Source organism: Microcoleus sp. PH2017_24_DOB_U_A, assembly GCF_020738205.1.
Lineage (GTDB): Bacteria > Cyanobacteriota > Cyanobacteriia > Cyanobacteriales > Microcoleaceae > Microcoleus.
The window spans coordinates 1-18377 of record NZ_JAEQCT010000024.1 but is presented as its reverse complement, the minus strand read 5'-3'; the positions used below and the strand labels follow the sequence as shown (position 1 = coordinate 18377).

General features: G+C 45.2%; 17 protein-coding genes and 1 tRNA gene. 1 reads left to right on the top strand and 17 read right to left on the bottom strand.

The window, feature by feature from the left end:
* Positions 1 to 312: 312 nt before the first annotated feature.
* From JGK07_RS04905 to JGK07_RS04825, 17 genes are all read right to left on the bottom strand, one after another.
* On the bottom strand, positions 313 to 1059 hold the full coding sequence (locus tag JGK07_RS04905) for a TIGR00266 family protein (protein ID WP_293241451.1): 747 nt from the start codon (positions 1057 to 1059) through the stop codon (positions 313 to 315).
* A 207-nt stretch (positions 1060 to 1266) separates the two neighbouring features.
* A complete protein-coding gene (gene urtC / locus JGK07_RS04900) occupies positions 1267 to 2409 on the bottom strand; it encodes an urea ABC transporter permease subunit UrtC (RefSeq protein WP_293175178.1) in 1143 nt (380 codons plus the stop codon).
* Positions 2410 to 2435: 26 nt separating this feature from the next.
* Entirely contained in the window at positions 2436 to 3596 is a 1161-nt protein-coding gene (locus tag JGK07_RS04895) for an urea ABC transporter permease subunit UrtB (RefSeq protein WP_293175180.1), read from the bottom strand.
* A gap of 252 nt (positions 3597 to 3848) precedes the next feature.
* Entirely contained in the window at positions 3849 to 5177 is a 1329-nt protein-coding gene (gene urtA, locus JGK07_RS04890; RefSeq protein WP_293175183.1) for an urea ABC transporter substrate-binding protein, read from the bottom strand.
* Between the two features lie 342 nt (positions 5178 to 5519).
* Positions 5520 to 5592 (bottom strand) — tRNA-Ala (locus tag JGK07_RS04885).
* Positions 5593 to 5721: 129 nt separating this feature from the next.
* Positions 5722 to 6441 (bottom strand): HAD family phosphatase, encoded by a 720-nt coding sequence (locus JGK07_RS04880; RefSeq protein WP_293175185.1) that lies wholly within the window; start codon positions 6439 to 6441, stop codon positions 5722 to 5724.
* Positions 6442 to 6741: 300 nt separating this feature from the next.
* Positions 6742 to 7641, bottom strand: a complete 900-nt coding sequence (locus tag JGK07_RS04875) for a class I SAM-dependent methyltransferase (RefSeq protein ID WP_293191479.1) — start codon at positions 7639 to 7641, stop codon at positions 6742 to 6744.
* Between the two features lie 56 nt (positions 7642 to 7697).
* Complete coding sequence (locus JGK07_RS04870; protein WP_293268167.1) at positions 7698 to 10190, bottom strand: ATP-binding protein; 2493 nt, start codon at positions 10188 to 10190, stop codon at positions 7698 to 7700.
* Positions 10191 to 10886: 696 nt separating this feature from the next.
* A complete protein-coding gene (locus JGK07_RS04865; RefSeq protein ID WP_293175191.1) occupies positions 10887 to 11612 on the bottom strand; it encodes a TVP38/TMEM64 family protein in 726 nt (241 codons plus the stop codon).
* 174 nt (positions 11613 to 11786) lie between these two features.
* Positions 11787 to 12773 carry an arsenosugar biosynthesis radical SAM (seleno)protein ArsS gene (gene arsS, locus JGK07_RS04860; RefSeq protein WP_293175193.1) on the bottom strand — a complete coding sequence of 329 codons (987 nt, stop codon included), beginning with the start codon at positions 12771 to 12773 and terminating at the stop codon, positions 11787 to 11789.
* Between the two features lie 279 nt (positions 12774 to 13052).
* On the bottom strand, positions 13053 to 13448 hold the full coding sequence (arsC, locus tag JGK07_RS04855; protein WP_293191475.1) for an arsenate reductase, glutathione/glutaredoxin type: 396 nt from the start codon (positions 13446 to 13448) through the stop codon (positions 13053 to 13055).
* 268 nt (positions 13449 to 13716) lie between these two features.
* The gene (gene arsH, locus JGK07_RS04850) at positions 13717 to 14370 is read right to left on the bottom strand and encodes an arsenical resistance protein ArsH (protein ID WP_293175197.1); all 654 of its coding nucleotides are present in this window, start codon (positions 14368 to 14370) and stop codon (positions 13717 to 13719) included.
* Positions 14371 to 14377: 7 nt separating this feature from the next.
* Positions 14378 to 15085, bottom strand: coding sequence for an MIP/aquaporin family protein (locus tag JGK07_RS04845; RefSeq protein WP_293175199.1), 708 nt, complete (start codon positions 15083 to 15085; stop codon positions 14378 to 14380).
* A gap of 176 nt (positions 15086 to 15261) precedes the next feature.
* Positions 15262 to 15621, bottom strand: a complete 360-nt coding sequence (locus JGK07_RS04840; RefSeq protein ID WP_293175201.1) for a metalloregulator ArsR/SmtB family transcription factor — start codon at positions 15619 to 15621, stop codon at positions 15262 to 15264.
* 316 nt (positions 15622 to 15937) lie between these two features.
* Positions 15938 to 16192 carry a hypothetical protein gene (locus JGK07_RS04835; protein ID WP_293175203.1) on the bottom strand — a complete coding sequence of 85 codons (255 nt, stop codon included), beginning with the start codon at positions 16190 to 16192 and terminating at the stop codon, positions 15938 to 15940.
* An 83-nt stretch (positions 16193 to 16275) separates the two neighbouring features.
* Positions 16276 to 16875, bottom strand: coding sequence for a hypothetical protein (locus tag JGK07_RS04830; protein ID WP_293175205.1), 600 nt, complete (start codon positions 16873 to 16875; stop codon positions 16276 to 16278).
* 236 nt (positions 16876 to 17111) lie between these two features.
* Positions 17112 to 17786, bottom strand: a complete 675-nt coding sequence (locus JGK07_RS04825; RefSeq protein WP_293142775.1) for a HEAT repeat domain-containing protein — start codon at positions 17784 to 17786, stop codon at positions 17112 to 17114.
* 284 nt (positions 17787 to 18070) lie between these two features.
* Here JGK07_RS04825 and JGK07_RS04820 point away from each other — a divergent pair.
* A partial coding sequence (locus JGK07_RS04820) for a helix-turn-helix domain-containing protein (RefSeq protein ID WP_293191471.1) occupies positions 18071 to 18377 on the top strand: 307 nt, incomplete at its 3' end.

The following is an 18377-nucleotide window of genomic DNA, read 5'->3' as shown; positions in this document are numbered from 1 at the left end:
AAAATCTGCTGGCTGACGCACCTTACATAACTGCTTGTCCTGAATTGTCTTTGGAAGGTGCGTCAGCCTATAGTCTTTGAGCTAGCCGAAAAATCTGCGGGCTGACGCACCCTACATAACTGCTGCTTGTCCTGAATTTTAGTTGTAGGGTGCGTCAGTAAACCGTCTCTGAGAAAGCCGAAAAATCTGCCGGCTGACGCACCTTGCTTAACTACTTGTCCTGAATTTTAGTTGTAGGGTGCGTCAGTAAAAAGTCTCTGGAAAAACCGAAAAATCTGCGGGCTGACGCACCCTACATGGGCTACATTAGCACTAGCCGCGATTGCTCATAAAGTCAAACGAAATACTGTTAGAAGTGCTCGTTACTGGAGCTGGATTTGCAGCCATAATCCGCTCAGCCAACTTCGAGAGCGGCAAACTTTGCAAATACACTTTACCCGGCCCGGTTAGCTTGACCAAAAACAAGCCTTCGCCGCCAAATAAAGCATTTTTAAAACCGCCCACAAACTGAATATCGTAATCTACCGTCGGCGCAAAAGCTACCAAACAACCAGTGTCCGCCCGCAACACTTCGCCAACTCCCAAATTTTTCTCAACGATTGTTCCTCCCGCATGAACAAAAGCTAACCCGTTACCCTGTAATTTTTGCAGAATAAAGCCTTCTCCGCCAAAGAAACCGGCACCCAGCCGCTTGGTGAAAGCTACCTCAATTTCAATCCCGTTGGCGGCACAGAGAAATGAGTCTTTTTGACACAAAAATTTACCGCCAAGTTTGCCTAAATCGAGGGGAATTACTTTACCCGGATAGGGTGCGGCAAAAGCGACGCGGGCTTTGCGATTTCCGGCGTTGACAAAGGTGGTAATGAAAAAACCCGCTCCTGTCAGCATCCGCTTGAAACCTTGAAATAGGCCACCACCTGTGGATGTTTGCATTTGGATGTCGCCTTCCATGTATGTCATGGTTCCAGCTTCAGCCCTCACGCCTTCTTTGGGGTCGAGTTCAATCTCGATGAGTTGCAAATCGTCGCCGTAGATTTTGTAGTCAATAATATCTGCCATACGTTTCCCCTCAAGTTAAAAAAACGAAGCTACTTGCTACTGATATCTAAGTAGGTGGACATATATATTGCATCTGGGGAGCGAGTCATGTTAGCGAAGCGAGCCGCAGGAAAGCTGGTCTCAAGTCTATGGCAATTGCTTCGTTTCTCTCTTCCGGGTGACATTTATTTATATCCGCCTACTTATATATACACGATATTTTTGCAATCAATGTTCAAGTTCTTCTTTTTCGTGCTGTATTTCGGGGTCTTGTTCCAGGCTAGGGTAAGTAGATACGTACTTGGGTTTTCTGAACAAGCGACGAATTGGCTCAAAATCTTGATATTGCACCCATCCGACTAAGCCGTCTGGCAAGACTGTGACTACTATTAAAAATAGCGCGCCTTGGAAAAACAGCCATACTTCGGGGAATTGTTCGCTCAAGAAACTTTTGCCAAAGTTGACTAGCAGCGCTCCCAATATTGCTCCTGATAATGTGGCGCGACCTCCGACTGCTACCCAAATTACCATTTCGATGGAAAATGCTATATCCATTGCCTTTGGCGAAATAATTCCCGTTTGTACGGTGAATAAAGCGCCTGCAATCCCGGCTAAGCCGGCGGAAATTGCAAATACTAAAACTTTGTATCCTGTGGGATTGTAGCCGGAGAAACGCAGGCGCACTTCGTCGTCGCGAATTGCTAGTAGCAAGCGCCCGAAACGCCCGCTTGTCAGCCAGCGGCAGAGGGCGTAAGTTGCTGCTAGAAATAGTACGGTGAGAATGTAGAAAATATATTGAGTATCTCTGCCGTTTACTGTGGCTCCGAATAGGGTTTTAAAGTCGGTGAGTCCGTTGGTGCCGTTAATCAGTTTTTGCTGGCCGTTAAAGAAGTTGAAAAATACAATTGTGGCTGCTTGGGTGAGAATTGAAAAGTAAACGCCTCGAATGCGATTGCGGAATACTAAGTAACCTAAAAGTCCGCCCAAGATGGCGGGGATGAGGAATAGGGCGATGACTGAGAAGGGAAATGAATAGAATGGTTGCCAAAACCAGGGCAGTTCGGTGACGCCGTAGAGGTTCATGAATTCGGGTAATTGACTGCTGGCGGTTGGGGGAATTTGCAGTTTTAGGTGCATGGCGAAGGCGTAGCCACCGATCGCAAAAAATACGCCATGTCCCAGACTGAGCAAACCTGTATATCCCCAAATTAAGTCTATACCGAGAGCTACAATCGCTAGTGCTAAAAATCGTCCCAATTGGTTGAGACGAGCGTCAGCAAGTATTCCTGGGACGATCGCGATCGCAATTATGGCGATCGCCCCTACAATTGCTGCTTCTTTAAACAGAGCCTTTTTTTCTGTATTCTTCATTTTTTTGCCGCTCAAAGCTGTAGTTTTTAATTCTCAACAGTCCGTCCTTTTTGCGGAAAAATTCCGCCCGGCTTCACTTGCAGAAAAGCCATAATTAAGGCGAATACCATGACTTTTGCCATGCTGGTGGTGGCGAAAAATGTGAAAAAATCAGCTAAAGGCTTGACAGGAGCAAACATTAATGCAAGTGTTCCCGATCCGATGAGATAATTTGCAGTGCCGATCGCCATTGCAGCAACTACACTCCCCATAATCTTGCCCACACCGCCCACAACCACCACCATAAAGGTATCGACTATATAATTTTGTCCGGTATTTGACCCTACAGAACCAATCAAACTAATCGCGCACCCAGCGACACCAGCCAATCCCGAACCCAAAGCAAAAGTCAGCGCATCTACTTGTTCGGTAGGTATTCCCAAACAAGCGCTCATGCTGCGATTTTGCGTCACAGCGCGAATCCGCAATCCCCACACAGACTTTTGCAAAAATAGGTAAATTCCTGCCAAACAAATGCCTGTCAGCGCAATAATAAAAAGTCGGGCGTAGGGTAACTGAAAAGTTCCCAGCGGGATGCCGCCGCGCAGCCATGCAGGCGCAGTCACATCAACGTTTTGAGCGCCAAACCAAGGTTGAGTTACTGCCAGTTTGTAAGTTTCCCCTAAAAATGCGCTCACTGCCCAGGAAATACCGAGAGACAGAGGCAAAATTATGGCGATAAATGTGCTGCGAGTGCGATCGAAATCGGGGCGCCGTTTCAGCACCTGCAAGCCGCCAAAAAACAGCAAACAAAACACCGCAATTCCCGTTACCAGCCCCCAACTGACGCTGCGAACAAACTGCTGCAAAATCAAACTTACGCCCCACGTCGCCAGCAGAGTTTCTAACGGCCGCCCGTAGAGATGACGAATCACTCCCCGTTCGAGAATTAATCCTACTAATGCCGCCACTAAAAAAGCGAGGGGAATGGCAAATAAAATATAAGTTTCAAAGGCAAATCCTCCGATACCTTTGAAGAAATTCTGCACTACAAAAGTTGTATAAGCCCCCAACATCATCAACTCGCCGTGAGCCATATTAATTACGCCCATCAGCCCAAAAATAATCGCTAATCCCAGGGCTGCAATTAGCAAAACAGCGCCGATGCTAATGCCATTAAATAAACCGTCCAATAAGTCGATCGCCATTTTTTTCCTCTTACTTTTTTACATACAACAAATATTTTTTGTAGAGGTAGGTTTTATTTCATGCGTCTCAACTTAGAACTAAAACCATCTGTATAATAGCGCTGGTAGCCAAGTCTCGATCCCCCTAAATCCCCCTTAATAAGGGGAGTAGGGGTTGACTTTGAAATCAAGATATTGTCCCCCCTCCCACCAGGGGGGTTAGGGGGGATCGAATATCTGTTGCCAACATTAAATAAAATTGGTCTTGGCTACTTATGGTGCCTTGAATTTGCCGCCTTTTGCGGGGTCAGACCAATCGCAAGAAAAACCTTTTGTTTCAGCGACAAACTGATTCCAAGGAATCGGCTTCACGGCTTCTGGCGTAGCAAAAGTGATGTTAAACAAACCATCTTCTCTCACTTCGCCCAACCGCACAAATTTAGAAAGGTGATGGTTAACTTCCAGGGTTACTTTGCCACCCGGGGCGTCAAAAGTTTGACCCAAAGCTGCTGCCCGCACTTTTTCCAAATCGTCTGGTGTTCCTGCTTTTTCGACGGCTTGCTTCCACAGGTAAACCATGATGTAAGCTGCTTCCATCGGGTCGTTAGTCACTCTGTCTTTGCCGTATTTTGCCTTGAAAGCTTCCACAAATTTTTTATTTGCCGGAGATTCCACAGTCATGAAGTAATTCCAGGCGGCGTAATGGCCTTTGAGATATTCTACGCCGATCGCCTTTACTTCTTCTTCTGCTATACTGACTGACATTGACGGATATTTGTCCGGGGTCAAACCTGCGCCCTGCAACTGTTTGAAAAATGCGACGTTGCTGTCGCCGTTGAGGGAATTGAAAATGACACCACCTTCGGGTAAAGCTGCCTTGATTTTAGTAATAATTGGCGTGACTTCTGTACCGCCCAAAGGTATGTAATCTTCCCCAACTAATTCGCCACCTTTGGCTGCTAGCTGTGCTTTGATAATAGTGTTTGCGGTGCGGGGGAAAACGTAGTCCGACCCGACTAAGAAGAATTTTTTGCCTTTATTTGCTAGCAGCCAGTCTACTGCTGGTTCGATTTGCTGGTTCGGCGCAGCCCCGGTATAAAAGATATTCTTGGAGCACTCTTGACCCTCGTATTGTACGGGATACCAGAGCATATGATTTTTTTCTTCAAATACTGGTAACACTGCTTTGCGGCTGGCGGATGTCCAGCAGCCAAAGACGGTGACAACTTTGTCTTGATCGATCAATTTTTTGGCTTTTTCGGCAAAAGTCGGCCAGTCTGAGTTGCCGTCTTCTACTATTGCTTGGATTTGTTTTCCGAGGACGCCGCCAGCTTTATTGATTTCTTCTATCGCTAATTGTTCAGCCTCCACAACGCTTTTTTCGCTGATTGACATTGTGCCGCTCAAGGAATGCAAAATTCCTACTTTGATCGTGTTCCCACTGCTGGCTGCTGGTGCTGCTGGTGTAGTTCCTGCTGCTGTGGGAGAAGCGGCTGGGGTTGCGGTTGGAGTGGGAGTTCTACAAGCTTTTAGAAATAAACTTGATGTGAGGGTAGCAGAACTGTATAAGAGAAATTTCCGCCGATCGAATCGCTTTGTCATTTTTTCTAGTTACTCCTGAATAGCTCTGTCAGATGATTGAGAATAATAACACATAGCGACTTGATATTAAGACTCGCTTTAGAAGAATGTTGTACCTTTAGATACAAAACTTATTGTTATTGACAAATTGAAGGTTTGGTGGGGATTGAGAGTAACTGCGACAGAAACCCGTTTGTCAACCCAAATACGTCTTTTCCGGAATCAGTCTGAAATTAGAAACCCGCTTTTTTTATAGCGATACCTGATGAATGTTGGGAGTTAGGCAGAAATTGCTCGATCGCACGCAAGCCAATCTCAAACCACCTCACCCGCCCAAAATTTGTAGAAATATCCCTGATTTTATGGAGAATAGCGGACTCGAACCGCTGGCCTCTGCGGTGCGATCGCAGCGCTCTACCAACTGAGCTAATTCCCCTGATTGACTTTTAATTTAACATTTTAGATGCCCGATTGCCAAATCTCAAAGGCTTACAGGTCGCATTTGTATTGAATTTGGCAGACAGTCAACTACGTTAGCACGTAACTGCTAAAAACGTCAAGTGTTTTATGCTGCTGGTGGAGTCGGGGCGATCGAGCAAAGTTGGGCTACTCTGTCCAACTCTAAATCAGCAAAATAGTCCACCGTCCAATTAGCTTGGCGCTGGATCATGTGAAACGGGTAAGTGTGAGTCACCCCCGCTACCTGAATCCCCGCTTTTTTCGCCGCTTCTATCCCTGCAAAGGTATCTTCTAATGCCAAACACTCGATCGCTTGCAAGTTAAATCCGGGATATTTCTGGTTGAGAAGTTCCACCGCCAACAGATAGCCGTCGGGTGCTGGTTTGCTCGCCATCAAGTCGTCGCCTGCGACAATTAATTCAAAGTTTGCAGCCAAACCCGATCGATCTAACACCAATTCTATATCCGATCGCATTGCCGCGCTAACTACCGCCATTTTTAGTCCGGAAACCCGAATTTTGTCAATAAATTCTGCCACATCCGAATAAATGGGCAATTTTTCCAAACTATTGATTGTTTCCTGATAAGCTTGGGCCTTGCGTAGCAGCAAGCGATCGAGGTATGTTTCTGTCAGATATCGTCCCCGGCGCTTCAGCAGTTCGGTAATACAAGTGCGATCGCTCCTTCCCAAGCACACTTCCCGAAACTCCCCACGTTTGAGTTGGAGATTTTCATCTAGCATCAGTCGATCGATTATTTTCTCGTGAATCGACTCGTCATTAATAATAACGCCATTAAAATCAAATAAAACTGCTTTTAGAGTCATTAGTCATTGGTTATTGGTTATTGGTTATTAGTCATTGGTTATTGGTTATTGGTTATTGGTTATTCGTTATTCGTTATTCGTTATTCGTTATTGGTTATTCGTTATTGGTTATTGGTTATTCGTTATTGGTTATTCGTTATTGAATAGCAACTCTCAACTGTTAGCTGTTAGCTGTTAGCTGTCAACTGTCAACTGTCAACTGTCAACTGTCCACTGTCAACTGTCAACTGTCAACTGTCAACTGTCAACTGTCAACTGTCAATTGTCAACTGTCAACTGTCAACTGTCAACTGTCAACTGTCAACTGTAAGCTGGAATTCCCGGTAAATCGCCATCCAAATCAGGAACCAAATCGATCGGATTCCACACCTTCGCCGCCCGCACCGGTTCCAAATCTTCCCCAGGAAGAGGTTTCACACCCTGCGTTACCTGATGCACCCACCAGTGATCCTGAGTTTGCACCGCCGCGAATCCAGCAGCCCCCGCCCAAGCATCAATACTACCAGTTGCATAAGACTTAATATAAGGCTCTTCAAAGATATCAGTCAGCCACTCTGTCTGCCGCAAAGTTTTTTGGTTTCCGTCCAAAATTGCCACTTGTCCCCCAACCTTCAGCAATCGGAAACTTTCTCGCAAAATTGCCCGCGATACCGCAGGTGGCGTCTCGTGAAACAGCAAGGAAGTTGCAACTAAATCAAAGCTGCCGTCAGCAAAAGCAACGCTTTCGGCATTTCCGTGCAACCACTCGATATTTAAGCCGGCTTTTTGCGATTTCATTTCGGCGACTACCAGCATATATGGCGACAAATCCAGGCCGACAACTTCCGCTTCGGGAAAGGCTTGTTTGAGCATCAGCGTGGTTGAGCCAGTGCCGCATCCCAAATCGATGATTCGGCGGGGCTTCACCCGCACACCGTCTATTAAGCCTTGTCTGACGACTGTTTCGTGGGGAGGCAAAACGTATTGCGTAATTGGATCGTAGGAAACCGCTGCACTGGGGTTGAGGTAGCCGCCTTCGATGCCGTGAAAGTTTTGGCTGCTGTAATATTCGGGATAAACTAGGTCTGGTTGTCGGTGGCGATCGCCCGCTGTTTCCCAGTCGATACCTTCGTAGAGTCGTTTCAGTGCTTGTTCGTCGATCGCCAGTCGTATCAGGGGCGACAAAAAGCGCTCAAAAATTGTATCCTTGCCAACAGCCATAAAACTCCTTGCACAACAACTCTTTTAATTTTAGCCAAACCCAGCCAATTTAGCATTCATGAAAGCTCCTTTACCTGCGTTGCACTCATCCGTGGCGTTCCTTCCCTCTTCCTGCTTGCCTCTTGATACCCCTCCGCGATCGGAATTTTTATCAAAAACTCCGTCCCCCCGCCCTTAGGCTGAGCAATCTTGATACTGCCGCCGTGTCCGTCTACTACAATTTTGTAGCTAATTGCTAATCCCAAACCAGTACCTTGCCCGACTGGTTTTGTAGTAAAAAATGGGTTAAAAATTTGGTCTTGAATGCTTTCGGGAATGCCAGGGCCGTTGTCGGCAATCGTCACCTTCAGAAACTTACCGCCATTTTGTCGAACTACTCCCGTAGAAATAGTAATGATTTTATCCAGGCGATCGATCTCCTTCAAAGCATCCATCGCATTGCTCAGCAAGTTCATAAACACCTGATTTAGCTGAGAGGGATAGCACTCGACTGAAGGCACTTTTCCGTATCTCTTGACTATATAAATCCCATTCTTGATCCGGTTGGAGAGCAGCAGCAAGGTATTTTCGATACCTTCGTGAATGTCCGCCAGTTTTTTGTCAGATTCATCGAGGCGAGAAAAGTTTCGCAAAGAAAGAACTATGGTGCGAATGCGTTCGGTTCCTATTTTCATAGAATTCAACATATGCGGCAAATCTTCCTCGATAAATTCCAACTCAATTGCTTCGGCAAACTCTTCGATTTCCGGAGTCACTTCTGGGAAGGTTTTTTTGTATAAACTCACCAAATCTAACAAATCTTTAGTATATTTGGTGGTGTGAGGCAAATTAGCCGAAATGAAGTTAACCGGGTTGTTGATTTCGTGAGCTATCCCGGCCACCATTTGACCCAGGGATGACATTTTCTCGCTCTGCACTAAATGAGTTTGTGTTTTTTTGAGTTCATCTAAGGCACTATTGAGCAGTTTTACTTGGTCTTGGGTTTGACTGTAAAGGTGAGATTGATTTATGGCAATTGCCAGTTGGTCTGCCACAGCTTTTAACAATTGGATCTCCTCCCCGCTCCAAAACCAATGGGTAGCATGACTGCAAATTAAATAACCCTGTCGCTCGTTTTTAGTCTCGACATGGACGGCTAAATAGCTATTAGCTTTAAGTTCGATCGGTTGACTTGCACTCTGGCTCCCAGTGTCATTCGACAGAATAATTAGCTCGCATTTATCGCTGCGGAGTGACGAATTTTCCGAAAAGTAAGGGTCGAACTCGATCGCTTCTTTGGGACACTCAAATTCGCATGATTCCCACAAAATTTGTAAGGTTTTATTTTGCGGTTCGTGCCAACCAAAAGCCGCCCGTTCTAGGTGCAGCAAATTCACTATTTCTTCCACGGTGCTTTGCACAATTTTGTCTAATTCTAGGGAATCTTGAATGCGTCCGGCAATGCGGTTTAGCATGGCTTCTCGCTCCGCTTGAACGCGATTGTTTTCGGAGGAGTAAATTAGCCAAATTGCTGCTAGCATTGCCGGGACGAGCAGTCCGCCGACGACGGATGTCAGCAAATTTAATGCTTGGAGTTGGGATTCAATATTTTCGCGGGGAATTACTAGAGCCATTGACCAGTTAACTTCGCTGAGGGAAGCATAGGCTACATACACCCATTTGTCATCTATTTTTACCAGTTCGATATTCGTCTGATGGCTGGTCATATTGCGCGCAATTGCTGCTAATCCTGGGTCTTGTGATTTTAAAAAAGTTGGGGCTGGCAGGTCGATAGTTCCGATTAATTTATTGTTGGGATGAATAATTGGCACTCCTGCTGAATTAAGCACAAAAGCATAGCTGTCAGAACCGTATTGCAAGCTGTTAGCTACAGAGGCTACTCGGTCTACTTTAATGCTGCCTGCAAGAACTCCAATTACTTTGTTGGGATTGGGGGGCAATGCCCAAAGTGGAGCTGCAATAATGATTGCTGAAAGCTTGCTGCTGCGTCCGATCAGCGGGTCGGAAACGTTGACATTTCCGTTCATCGCCTTTTGAAAGTGTTGGCGGTCTTTGGTGTTGGTGTTAGTGCCTAAAGTGTTCTGCACCGATCCATCGGCTTGAACTAATGACAATAAGAAATACTCTTTTAACCTGTAGGTTTCTCCTTGCAAAATTGGTTCAACTAATTTCCAATCGAGAGTGCGAACAGTAGGAGAGTAAGCAATGGTTTCTATTTCTGCTTTGCGACTGCTGAGCCACTTATCGATTTCTTCACTGCCTTTTTCTAATTTTAATAGTGCTATTGCCTTTAAATTGTCGAGGATTAGTCCGCGCACTACGAAATAGCTAATGCAAGCAGTGGTGCTAATGCTTAAAGCCGTGCTGCCCAGTATTAGTAGGGTCAGCAAATGGCGGCGCTGCCGTCTGTGCTGCCAAAGACTGTGCGCTTGCTGCCACCGCAATTGAGCAGAATTACTTATTTTTTGCCACAAGCGGCGCAGCTTTTTTGTTTGATGGGGTGGCTGCACAGACACAGTTCGGGCTTGATTTGCTGGGTTTTGCATCATCAAATGTTCTCGTCGAGAGTCTAATAGATCAAACGGCATTTGTTATTCGTAATCCGGCAGAATTAATATTAGATAAATAGTGAGGGTTTGAGTCCTCATTGGTTATACCAATCAGGGGTTATACCACTTTTTGTTTTTAGATTTTTGATTAGACAATTGAAAATGACTGATTAATCTTGGGATGAAGAACAGAGTTTACCAGAAAGAATTGGTTGAAAGCCTCTCCCCGATCGGGAGAAATGAAAATCAGACTATTCATTACTCCAATCCTCTGACTTCTAGGTAGAGGTCGCTCTCAAACTGTCAACTTTCAACTGTCAACTGTCAACTGTTGAAAGTGAGGTTGTTTGAGAGAAATGGCATTACATTTCTGACTTGACAAATAAATTCCGATCGCGCGATAGCATTCGGTTTTAGCATCAACTTGATATTCAGACTTTCCCTTTGCTTACTTGATATTAGTGATTTAAGATATAGTGGTTGTCAATTTTCGTGAGGTACTTGTCAGTGATCTTACGAATTGCCAATCTGTGACCTGAATCACTTGAGAATTGCTATATCTTTAATATCTATCTCGTTTTTATAACAAAATTCTTGTAAATAACACAGAGAAAATACGGAGTTTTTTAAATTAGCAATGTATTATAATGTAGGGTGAAATCCCTGTTGACAATTTGACAAATTTGCGCTATGGCTTCAAGGAGAAATTTTTGCGTCTAAAGCTTTTTTGGCCAAGCGGGTTACATAAACGGTGAGGGCGATCGTTGCTATTAAACCAATGCCGTACAAAGCCCACTCAGCAGTAGTGCGCGATCGCCCTTGCGATCCAATTGCAGCCAAACTACCAGCCAGGGAACCGATATAAACATACATCACGGTTCCGGGAATCATGCCGATCCAAGATGCGAAAAAATAGTCTCTCAGAGATACCTGCGTGACTCCAAAAGCATAGTTGAGCAAATTAAACGGAAAAATTGGCGACAGTCGCGTCAGGAGTACAATTTTCCATCCTTCTGAAGCAACGGCGGAGTCGATCGCCTGAAACTTGAGATTACCTGCTATCTGTTTGGAAACCCAATCGCGAGTTAAATATCTACCTGTTAAAAAAGCGCAAGTAGCGCCCAAAACCGATCCGATGGAAACGCAAACCGTGCCACCAACAACTCCGAACAAAACGCCAGAACCGAGAGTCAGCAAGGAACCGGGGATAAATAAAACTGTTGCTATAATGTAAATTAGAATAAAAGCTGCGGGGCCCCAAGGGCCGAGATTGGCGATCGACTCCAGGGCATTTGTCAGAATTCCTTGAAAATTGAAAAACTTGGCCGCCACAATCAAAGCCACAGCTAAACCAATCCCTAAAAACAGCTTCCACTTATTTGATGGTGGATTTTTGTCATCGGGCGATCGCAAATCATTCATTACCTAAACTCCCCGTCTAAATTGCATACATCGTCGTTTCCAGGGTAGGGACACGGCAGTGCCGTGTAGGGAGGGACACGGCAGTGCCGTGTAGGGAGGGACACGGCAGTGCCGTGTCCCTACTGTATTTCATTTTCTAGGGTAGGGAAATGGCACTGCCATGTCCTGTATTTCTCAAATCAACGTACCGCCACAACTAGAACCGCTACCCGCCGTACAGCCGTAGCAATAAGCAGCAGTTTGCACCTCTTGAATTACATCTAAACTACCAGATTCCAGCAATTTAGCAACAGTTATAGTTTCCCCGCTGCCAGTTTTCGCCGGCAGATTTTCCATTTGGTTAAAATCGCAGTCGTAAACATTGCCCAAATAGTCGATCGACAATTCGTTCCGACACATTAAATGATCCAGAGTACCAGGATTAAAATTATTTTCCAAAAACCCCAGATAAGGCTTGTGCAGTTTTTTGTGTTCCAAATGAAACTTAGTCCGTCCCACAGGCAAATTAGTAATTGCGAACAAGTGATTAAAACAAATCCCAAAATGTTCGGCTAAATACACCTGATAATCTTGCTGTAACTTGCCCTGTTCCGCCGTCAGCGAAAACTTATCTGTTGTCGGAACCTGCGGATTGTACACCAAATCTAGAATTAAATTTGGGTTGTTTCCGTAGCCCAACTGATTCAGCTTTTGCAGAGCCCGAATCGAACTGTCAAAAACACCGCTGCCGCGCATTTTGTCAACATTATTAGCTTGGTAACAGGGAAGCGACGCCACAATTCTGAGTTGGTGTTGCGCGCAGTATTCGGGAATATCTTCAAAGCCTTTCTCAAAATAAATCGTCAAATTAGAACGAACAATAACCTCTTTACCTGCGGCCCTTGCAGCTTCCGCCAACGGTTTAAAACCGTAAAGCATCTCGGGAGCACCGCCCGTGAGGTCAACAGTTTGAATTTGAGGAAAACGGCGAATGATTTCAATTAATTGTTCGCATATTTCTGGGGAAAGTTCTTCGGTTCGTGTTGGGCTAGCTTCTACGTGGCAGTGACTGCAAGCGAGATTGCAGCGTTTGCCTAGATTAATTTGTAAAACTGCGATCGGCTTTTTAGTTAAAGCTGAGTTGAGTTTATTTTTGAAAGGCGTGATTGCGGTCTGAATCATGTGCTAAATTTTTTAGTCTGTGCTCGCAACGAATTTAGAGGCGTTCTGGTGGAACGTCTCTGATAATTTAGCATGAATTCAAGGGAAGCGACAGCGACAGATTTGAATTATTCGGTACAAAGCCTCGGCGGTTAGAAACCGCGGCTACACAAGCAAAGTCTGCCTCCGCAGACTGAAGAGAAATTATTGATTGTTCAACCCGCGCAGGCGCGTGAGTGTTTTTGTAGTTGCGATTTCAATCGCCGGGTAATTCTACAACTCAGATAGCTCGGAGAAGTCTTATTTGAGGGTTTCAACTAATTTCTCAACTCTTGCTTTGATTTCACCTCGAACGCGGTGAAAAGTTTCGATTGGTTGTCCGTCGGGGTCGTCGAGTTGCCAATCTTCAAATACTTCTCGCAATACCCACGCTTCAGGTAAATTCACGCCGCAGCCGCAGAGAGAAATTACTGCATCGTAATCTTCGGCGTTGAATTCGCTTAAGGCGTTAGATGTTTGATCGGTGATATCAATGCCGATTTCTGACATGACTTGAATTGCTGTCGGGTGAACTCTGCTTGATTCTAAACCGGAACTGGTGACGGCTATTTTGTCTTTGCCGATGGTTTTAGCGAATCCTTCTGCCATTTGCGATCGACAGGAGTTTCTTTTGCAAACGAACATTACTTTTTTCATGGTGTTTTTTGGGTTGTTGGTTATTGGTTGTTAGTTATTGGTTGTTGGTTGTTAGTTAGGGCCCCGGCGGTTAGAAACCGCGGCTACACAAGCGAAGTCCACCTCCGTGGACTGAAGAAAAATCCTTGATTCTTTAACCCGCGGAGGCGGGTTTTGTCTGTGTAGCCGCGATTTCAATCGCCGGGTGATTCTTCAACCCGCGAAGGCGGGTTTTGTCTGTGTAGCCGCGATTTCAATCGCCGGGTGATTCTCCGCGATTTCAATCGCCTTAATTAACTTCCAGGGCGCGATTTGCAACTGCGATCGCCTCCTTGGCCGCTTGTTCCTTGCGTTCGCTGTGGCGATCGGTCAAATAGTCGGTGTGCTCCCGCAACAGCAAGGTAAACTTGTACAATTCCTCCATGACATCGATCGCGCGATCGCGAAAAGGAGAATCCTTCATCGTCCCATCATCATGAAACTCCTGATAAGCCTTAGCCACCGAAGACTGATTAGGAATCGTAAACATCCGCATCCAGCGGCCCAAAATCCTCAAAGTATTCACAGCATTAAAAGACTGCGAACCGCCGCTAACCTGCATCACCGCCAAAGTCCGACCTTGAGTCGGTCTGACAGCCCCAATACTTAAAGGAATCCAGTCAATTTGATTTTTGATAATGCCCGTAATATTGCCGTGCATTTCTGGACTCGACCAAACTTGACCCTCTGACCAAAGGCTCAATTCCCGCAACTCTTGAACCTTCGGATGCGTATCGGGAACGCTGCCATAAATCGGCAATTCCCGAGGATTGAAGAACCGAACTTCTGCACCGAAATCCTCAATAATTCGAGCCGATTCTTCCGCCAACAAGCGGCTGTAAGATCGCTCTCTTAACGAGCCATATAAAAACAGAATTCTCGGTTTATGCGTGAAATTTGCCATAATCCTTTCAATTAAAATCCCGAAATCCGTTAGATATTTGTCGGTAAACAGCGACGGCTAACTGCGCGCCCCAAATTGGAGCAACCCAGTAAACCCAGTGGTGTTCCCAAATGCCACCAATTAAGGTCGGGCCGAGCGATCGCGCCGGATTCATGCTCGCTCCCGTAATTGGCCCCATAAATGCAGCTTCCAAGCCTACGGTCAAGCCAATTGCTATCCCCGCAAAACCGATATGAGCGCGCCTGTCAAGCCCCGAACCCAGAATCACAAACATCAGGATAAAAGTCAGAACTGTTTCTAAAATTAGAGACTGCAACCAATTACCGTTAAGAGGGATAGTTGCACCGAGATTTCCCACTTTTCCTAAGCTAATTAGTAGCAGTGTGGAAGCTGCGATCGCCCCCGCACACTGCGCCAAAATGTAAGGCAAAACTTTGTATTTTGGGAAAAAACCGCTCGCCCAAAATCCTAAAGTTACGGCTGGGTTAAAGTGCGCGCCGCTGATATGCCCGATCGCATAAATCATCGCGGCTACAACTGCACCAAATACAAAACTAACGCCCAAATGAGTGACAGCACCACCGCTAATTTTGTTAACCATCACCGCGCCGGTGCCTGCAAAAACTAGAATAAACGTGCCGAGGCATTCCGCGATCGCTTCTCGACTGCAATCTCGATTTTCGCCCGAAGCTAACTTCTTTGCTGCTGCACCCATCACTGTCAACTCATTGGTTCCAAATCATCATATCAAAAAAAGTTGATGTGTCAAGTCTATTGGTTCGATCCTTCGGACTTTAGTCCGCATCAAGCCAGGACTCTTCGTCGGAACGATCGAACCAATAGCGGTTACTTTACCGGACACGATATTACTAATCAAGAAATATTGATATGTCAACCCGCATCGGAACAAGGGCGCGCCGGCAGGATCTGGCTAAAGCGCCGATAGTCCGACAGGTACTCTTCCAGGGCGAGAAACTGAGCTAGATTGAGGCTGTAGTAGATCCAGCGGCCTTCTTGGCGGCTGCGAACTAAAGCGGCTTCTTTTAGGGTTTTGAGGTGAAAAGAGAGTTTAGACTGAGGGACACCAAGCCGATCGCACAAGTCGCAAACACACAACTCCTGTTCCCGCAGCAACTCCAGAATCTGAATCCGCAGGGGGTCAGAAAGAGCGTGAAAGCCAGCGGAAACAAGTTTTTCGGAAATCTGCGGTTGTGGAGTGCGATCGGGCTTGGCTGTCGAATTTTTAATCATCAATTATAGGCGAAGGAAGAAGCAAGAAGCAAGAAGCAAGAAAAGCAACGGTTTCAGCAATTAAGAACGTCCTCACTGTCGGGCGTGGTTGCTATATTAGAACTGAAGTGCAAAAGTTCTTTCAATCAAATTTTAGGACGGGCTAGAAGCCCATTCCACAAGAAAAAAAAGTTTGTGGGATGGGCTTCTAGCCCGTCCTCAGTATTTTTACAATTCAAGTCTATTGTAAAAAAATCCATACAAACCATCATATTTTGTCAGGCTTCATCCCTGAAAACTGCTGAATTTAGCATCGATAGATTCTTCCGAGTAGATATTACTTCGGATTCTGTACCCGCGCCGGCACATCAGTCAATCCGGCTTTTTGCATCAGCGAAATCACACCTACAGATAGAACCCCACCAATCACTACCCCGACAACTATCAGAATCAGAAATAATTTTTGGAGAGTTTTTTTAGTAGCTGGGTGGTACTGTCTCGGCAACTCTTCACCTCGATCGTCAGGTTGTTGCTCCAAGGGGTCTAGCGGATCGGAGGGATTTGAGTTAAAAGGATTCGGTGCTTGATTCATGGCTAGTGATGGTTAAAGGATTTAAACAACTATTTTAACTTGCGATTTGCCGTCGCAACTTACATGATACATTCTCATTTTACTCAACAGTCGATAAAATTTATTAAGATACCGAGGATTTTAGAAACATTATTAATAAAATATTCGTCTGTATCAATCTCGATCGCAATTCCTTCTAGCTTAAAGAATTTCCAGATACTTCCTGTTGTCACAACTCCATAAATTGTCTGAATGTTATTTTCTTGACGCTGGTTAAATATTTGGGCTGCGATCGTTTCTGCCATGCACTCCCCTAAGCCGGATAGAATGTTGTCGTTTTTTGCTTCAACCAAAGCGATGACTGGGGATTCGATGACTAGCTGTTCGGGCGATCGGCTAATTAGAAAATCGCAATAACCGCTCAAACCCCTAGCAGGGTCTACAGTAAACTCTCTACCTGAAAATAAACTCATCCGTTCCGGCAGCCGTTTTTTGATTTCAACTAATATCGGCGCGACAATTAGCTCGGAGCGAGCTTTATCGGAATTAATTTCTAGTGCTAAAGGTAGATTGAATTGCAAAGTTTCTTGCAAAAAAATGCTGGGTTCTATTTCGGGAATGTCGGCAAACAAGCCAACCCTCCTAGTAAAAGTTATGCCAAAATTTGTCTTAATTTGTTCGAGGCTAAATTGACTGTACGGCATTTAACTCCCTCTTCCAACACAATCAAAAAACCTCTCGCCCTCATTCACTCTCTGGCCTTGAAAAACCTCTGCGTTTATCTGTGTTTATCTGAAGAGCATCTGCGGTTGTTCTATCAATCAAAGATTTAGGCAATTCAAGTCTAATAACTTGTTTAAAACATCGCAAAGAGGGCTGGGCGGGTTTATCTGATTCTACTGCTTTTACAGATTTTTGGTGAACCCGCCTCTAAAAAATTTTAGGCTTCTGTTTTCTCTAAGCGATTGAGAGAAAATGTTGCGGCCTCAGCTACTTGAGAATTTTTATCTTTTTCTAAGTATTTCAAAGCCGAAACACTCTTCACACTCGGCAAATTGCCCAAAGCTTCAGCCAGCCTCTGACGGATCAGCCAATCTTCTGACTGAGCAAAGTTGAGGATGCGATCGATCGCGTCAATTGCCTTAATTTCCCCCAAAGCCGAAATCGCCGCCTGCTGGATCACCACTTGTTCGCAGTCGAGAGCTTTCAGCAGCACGTCGCGAGCCCGCGGATCTTTGAGATTTCCCAGAGAAACCGCCGCACTAAAGCGCACCAGCCATTCAGTATCTTCGTAAAAAGCGCGCACCAAAGCCTCAAAAGCTCTGATATCTTCCAGATAGCCCAAAGCACCAGCAGCGTCAGCGCGAATCCCGTAATCTGGGTCAGTTTCTAGCAATTTGACTAGAATGGGATAGCACTCTGCTGTCGGTTTGACTCCCAGAGCAAACACAGCCATCGATCGCACTTGCAAACTTTCGTCGTTCAACACCTTTTTAATCAAAGGTACAGCCGTTTCAGCCGACACGTTTCGCAAGTTAGCCAAAGCCACCATGCGATCGGCTGAGTTTTCGCTTTCTAACTTGGCTGCAATTTGCTCTAAGCTTAAAGTTGTCATTATCGGTAAATTTTGTAGTAAAACTTTACATTCGGCTTATTTTGATTATAGGGGAGTCTCAGGAAAAAAGCAGGGAGTAAAAACCGACCCAGGATTTGAACTCAGTGAAATTACGGATTAGTGAGAGTATTAATCTAAAGCTCAAATTGCATGAAAATAATCAATGAGCTAGTCCTTAGCTAGCGATTAAATAGACAAAGTGGTACACTTATAGACAAAATCCTGGTGTACCATGCGATCGCCTCGCTAAATTGAACAAAGAAATACAGTGTTGAGGTCGAACAATGCTTTTATCCATCAAAACAAAGTTAAAGCTAAACAAGAGTCAGGCAACAGTCATGAGCAAACACGCTGGAATAGCGAGGTTTACTTATAACTGGGGATTGGCTACTTGGAGCCACCTTGATCAAGATGGATTGAAGCCCAATAAATACCTGCTCAAGAAATTCTTTAACAATCATGTAAAACCTGAGTTCACATGGATTAAAGAGACGGGAATTTGCCAGAAGATAACTCAATATGCTTTCGACAATCTTGGTGATTCCTTCTCCTTATTTTTCTCAAAAAAAGCTGGATATCCCAAATTCAAGA

What these genes read in the sequence shown, in the direction of transcription:
- urtA (WP_293175183.1), bottom strand. Translation starts at nt 5,177, where the DNA reads ATGACAAAGCGATTCGATCGGCGGAAATTTCTCTTATACAGTTCTGCT.
- JGK07_RS04825 (WP_293142775.1), bottom strand. Translation starts at nt 17,786, where the DNA reads ATGACAACTTTAAGCTTAGAGCAAATTGCAGCCAAGTTAGAAAGCGAA.
- JGK07_RS04870 (WP_293268167.1), bottom strand. Translation starts at nt 10,190, where the DNA reads ATGATGCAAAACCCAGCAAATCAAGCCCGAACTGTGTCTGTGCAGCCA.
- JGK07_RS04875 (WP_293191479.1), bottom strand. Translation starts at nt 7,641, where the DNA reads ATGGCTGTTGGCAAGGATACAATTTTTGAGCGCTTTTTGTCGCCCCTG.
- arsS (WP_293175193.1), bottom strand. Translation starts at nt 12,773, where the DNA reads ATGATTCAGACCGCAATCACGCCTTTCAAAAATAAACTCAACTCAGCT.
- arsC (WP_293191475.1), bottom strand. Translation starts at nt 13,448, where the DNA reads ATGAAAAAAGTAATGTTCGTTTGCAAAAGAAACTCCTGTCGATCGCAA.
- JGK07_RS04880 (WP_293175185.1), bottom strand. Translation starts at nt 6,441, where the DNA reads ATGACTCTAAAAGCAGTTTTATTTGATTTTAATGGCGTTATTATTAAT.
- JGK07_RS04840 (WP_293175201.1), bottom strand. Translation starts at nt 15,621, where the DNA reads ATGATTAAAAATTCGACAGCCAAGCCCGATCGCACTCCACAACCGCAG.
- JGK07_RS04835 (WP_293175203.1), bottom strand. Translation starts at nt 16,192, where the DNA reads ATGAATCAAGCACCGAATCCTTTTAACTCAAATCCCTCCGATCCGCTA.
- JGK07_RS04845 (WP_293175199.1), bottom strand. Translation starts at nt 15,085, where the DNA reads ATGGGTGCAGCAGCAAAGAAGTTAGCTTCGGGCGAAAATCGAGATTGC.
- JGK07_RS04895 (WP_293175180.1), bottom strand. Translation starts at nt 3,596, where the DNA reads ATGGCGATCGACTTATTGGACGGTTTATTTAATGGCATTAGCATCGGC.
- JGK07_RS04905 (WP_293241451.1), bottom strand. Translation starts at nt 1,059, where the DNA reads ATGGCAGATATTATTGACTACAAAATCTACGGCGACGATTTGCAACTC.
- arsH (WP_293175197.1), bottom strand. Translation starts at nt 14,370, where the DNA reads ATGGCAAATTTCACGCATAAACCGAGAATTCTGTTTTTATATGGCTCG.
- JGK07_RS04830 (WP_293175205.1), bottom strand. Translation starts at nt 16,875, where the DNA reads ATGCCGTACAGTCAATTTAGCCTCGAACAAATTAAGACAAATTTTGGC.
- JGK07_RS04865 (WP_293175191.1), bottom strand. Translation starts at nt 11,612, where the DNA reads ATGAATGATTTGCGATCGCCCGATGACAAAAATCCACCATCAAATAAG.
- urtC (WP_293175178.1), bottom strand. Translation starts at nt 2,409, where the DNA reads ATGAAGAATACAGAAAAAAAGGCTCTGTTTAAAGAAGCAGCAATTGTA.